The organism is Streptomyces sp. NPDC002870 (genome assembly GCF_042888505.1).
Taxonomy (GTDB): Bacteria; Actinomycetota; Actinomycetes; order Streptomycetales; family Streptomycetaceae; genus Streptomyces.
This window is the reverse complement of the sequence record NZ_JBIAPW010000085.1, coordinates 1-2,390: the sequence shown is the minus strand read 5'-3', so window position 1 is coordinate 2,390 and position 2,390 is coordinate 1. Positions and strand designations below refer to the sequence as shown.

Annotated in this window: 4 protein-coding genes; 1 reads left to right on the top strand and 3 read right to left on the bottom strand. The window is 68.1% G+C overall.

The genetic code is table 11. The annotated features are described in order from the left end of the window. Positions 1-96 precede the first annotated feature (96 nt). Complete coding sequence (locus tag ACFYWY_RS38120; RefSeq protein WP_389196092.1) at positions 97-243, bottom strand: hypothetical protein; 147 nt, start codon at positions 241-243, stop codon at positions 97-99. Between the two features lie 95 nt (positions 244-338). Between ACFYWY_RS38120 and ACFYWY_RS38115 the strand changes: the two genes are divergently transcribed. Then, entirely contained in the window at positions 339-566 is a 228-nt protein-coding gene (locus ACFYWY_RS38115) for a hypothetical protein (protein WP_389196089.1), read from the top strand. A 249-nt stretch (positions 567-815) separates the two neighbouring features. On the opposite strand, the gene ACFYWY_RS38110 is transcribed toward ACFYWY_RS38115, so the two are convergent. Both ACFYWY_RS38110 and ACFYWY_RS38105 read right to left on the bottom strand, forming a co-directional pair. Next, a complete protein-coding gene (locus ACFYWY_RS38110; RefSeq protein WP_389196086.1) occupies positions 816-995 on the bottom strand; it encodes a hypothetical protein in 180 nt (59 codons plus the stop codon). Positions 996-1,315: 320 nt separating this feature from the next. Beyond that, positions 1,316-2,074 (bottom strand): hypothetical protein, encoded by a 759-nt coding sequence (locus ACFYWY_RS38105; RefSeq protein WP_389196095.1) that lies wholly within the window; start codon positions 2,072-2,074, stop codon positions 1,316-1,318. Positions 2,075-2,390 lie beyond the last annotated feature (316 nt).

Below are 2,390 nucleotides of genomic sequence, written 5' to 3'. Positions count from 1 at the left end.
TGACCCACGTCAACTGTCCCGGCCAACCGATGGCTCCACCAGCTCTCCCCAACGCGTCACACCGCCGGCAGCCCCGACTTCTTCAGGGGCAAGTAACTAGGACTGACGGCGCGCGAAAAGGACCGCCCCTTGAACGCTCTCGTCGACGTCGTCGAGCAGCATTTGGGCCTCGCCCGTGAACCCGGCATCGCGTAGCCAGGCCGCCACTTGGTCAGGCTGGCGGCGGTGGACGTAGACGTTCATCGGGTAACCGCCGTAGCCCTGCGTCTTCAGCCTCGACTCGTCGCCGACGTGAAAGCCGAGCAGCAGTGCCCGCCGGGACGCAACACCCGCCGGAAGTGGCCGAAGACCGTGGGGACGGCATCGTCGTCAGCCATAGGAGCCGGGCCCTCTGGCCCAACGTCGGCATTCTCGAGGACATCCGTGCCCCGTTGGGCCGCGTCAGAGCGGACCTGTTCCTGATCACCACACGCCGTGCCACCAGCTGGCACAACACCGCCACCATGCAGGTCCTCGACGAGGACGAGGCGGGCGACCAGTTGGCACTCGACTTCGATCACGCGTGATGCCCTCGTCACCGAGATGAGCGGACAGCAGAATGCAGACCGCTGGACCACGGAAACACTAGGGACAGACCCCCGGGCTGGAACGAAGCCCGGGCGCTGGCACGTCAGATCATGGTCGAACTGATGGGCTCGTGGGATCACCCCATGCCGAAGATCGACGCGATCCGATAATCCGCGCAGGGCTACAGCCCCCGTCACAAGATCAGCGACAGAGCCGACGAAGTGCCTAACACCGGAGCCTCGCCCGCGTCAGGTGTCCGTCAGGCGCTCGGCGCTGCCTGCCTCCTCGGCGGTCAGGTCACTGCGCCCGCTGCTGTGCACCCGCCAGCGGGTGACCCCTGCATCCGGCCCCTGCATCCGACCGGCCGCCAGGGCGAGATCGATACGGCCGCGCACCACATGCTCGGTGGCGGGCTCGGTAGCAAACAACGTTCGCAGCAGTACCCGGATTCCGACCCGTTCCGCTCTCGTGTGATGCGCGGCCAGCGGGCACGGCGGCTCGTGTTCCCAATGTCCGCAAAGCGCAGCGGTGATCGCCGCCCCGGGCGCCCGCAGGTCTGCGTCCGGCCGCATGACAAGGACCGCTTCGTGAACGTAGGCCCGCCGCATCGCCCCAGTATTTCGATCTCCGGCCCGTTCCGTCACCGTCCGGGCACTCCGCCCGACCGCGCTTGCAATTCCTTTGAGGCGGCCTGCTTCGGCCCACGTGCCTCGGCATTCGGACAGGGAGCATCGCGCGGTTCGGTGGATCAGTAGCGATGGCCGGGCCAATGCGGGTCCTCCCAGCGTTCGAGGCCGGTGACGCCCAGCAGCCGTATCCGGTGAAGCAGTTCCTCGGATACGCCGTGGGCACGAAGCCGGGCGGGAGCGTGGCGGACGAGCCAGGCAGTCAGCTCGGCGCGTATCTCTTCCTCGTTCTCCCAAGCGTCCCAGGGAAGTTGATCGCCGAGTAGGTCGTACTCCCAGTGTGCCGCCGCTTCGGCCAGGTGCTGGTCGGATACGGGGGCTCTCAGTGCGCTCCAGGTGTTGAGCCAGGGGCTCAGCGTGGCAGATGCTTCGGCGCCCAGTACGAGGACCTCGTACGCGGGTACGGCGGGATCCGGATCGGTGAGCGTGTGCGCCCACCATGCCTGCAGGAATTCCCTGACTGCCGCTGCTTGCTCGGCAGGCCACTGCTGCCAGTGGCCGAGAGCGAACGAAAGCCCGGCCCGCTCCATGCCGAAGGAGGGCTCTACGGGACCGCTGACGAGGGACGTGGCGAACTGGGGCAGGATGCGGCGCAGAACAGATGCGTGGTCGCTCCAGTCGATGGCCTGCCATGTGCGCTGCAGGAGGTCGGGGTCCAGCTCCGTATCCGGCACCTTGAGTTGCGCGAGCTCATCCGCGCTGCCCCAGTGACACTCGCAGTTGTGCTCGTCGGGGTGGGCGGTCATCCCGCGGAAGGTGGCGGCCAGGCCGTCCAGCGCGGCATCGAGGCGAAGTCGTGCGCGAGGCTGATCGGAGTTCATCATGGGCGTTCGCCTTCGAGGACTCCGGGAGTTTGGGCCACCCGAAGATCGCTAACTTACCGGGTCGAGCCCGGGCCGCCTTCATGACCTCTGGCGCACCGGCCCCTGTTGTCGGAAACCTCGCCGGGATCCAAAACGCCGGACGCTGAGTCGGACCGTGCAGTACCGGCGCCGTGCATGTGTCGGTGGCCCGGCCCCGCCCGGCCGGGGCGGGGCCCCCCCAAGGGGCCCCCACAAAAACGGGGGGCGGGTGTTATGCGCCCGGGGGGCCGGCGGGGCCCGCGGGGGGTGGAAACAGACCAGATTTGCCCCCAGC

Excerpts from the sequence above, each read along its gene's own strand:
- ACFYWY_RS38105 (WP_389196095.1), bottom strand. The coding sequence starts at position 2,074 with ATGAACTCCGATCAGCCTCGCGCACGACTTCGCCTCGATGCCGCGCTG.
- ACFYWY_RS38120 (WP_389196092.1), bottom strand. The coding sequence starts at position 243 with ATGAACGTCTACGTCCACCGCCGCCAGCCTGACCAAGTGGCGGCCTGG.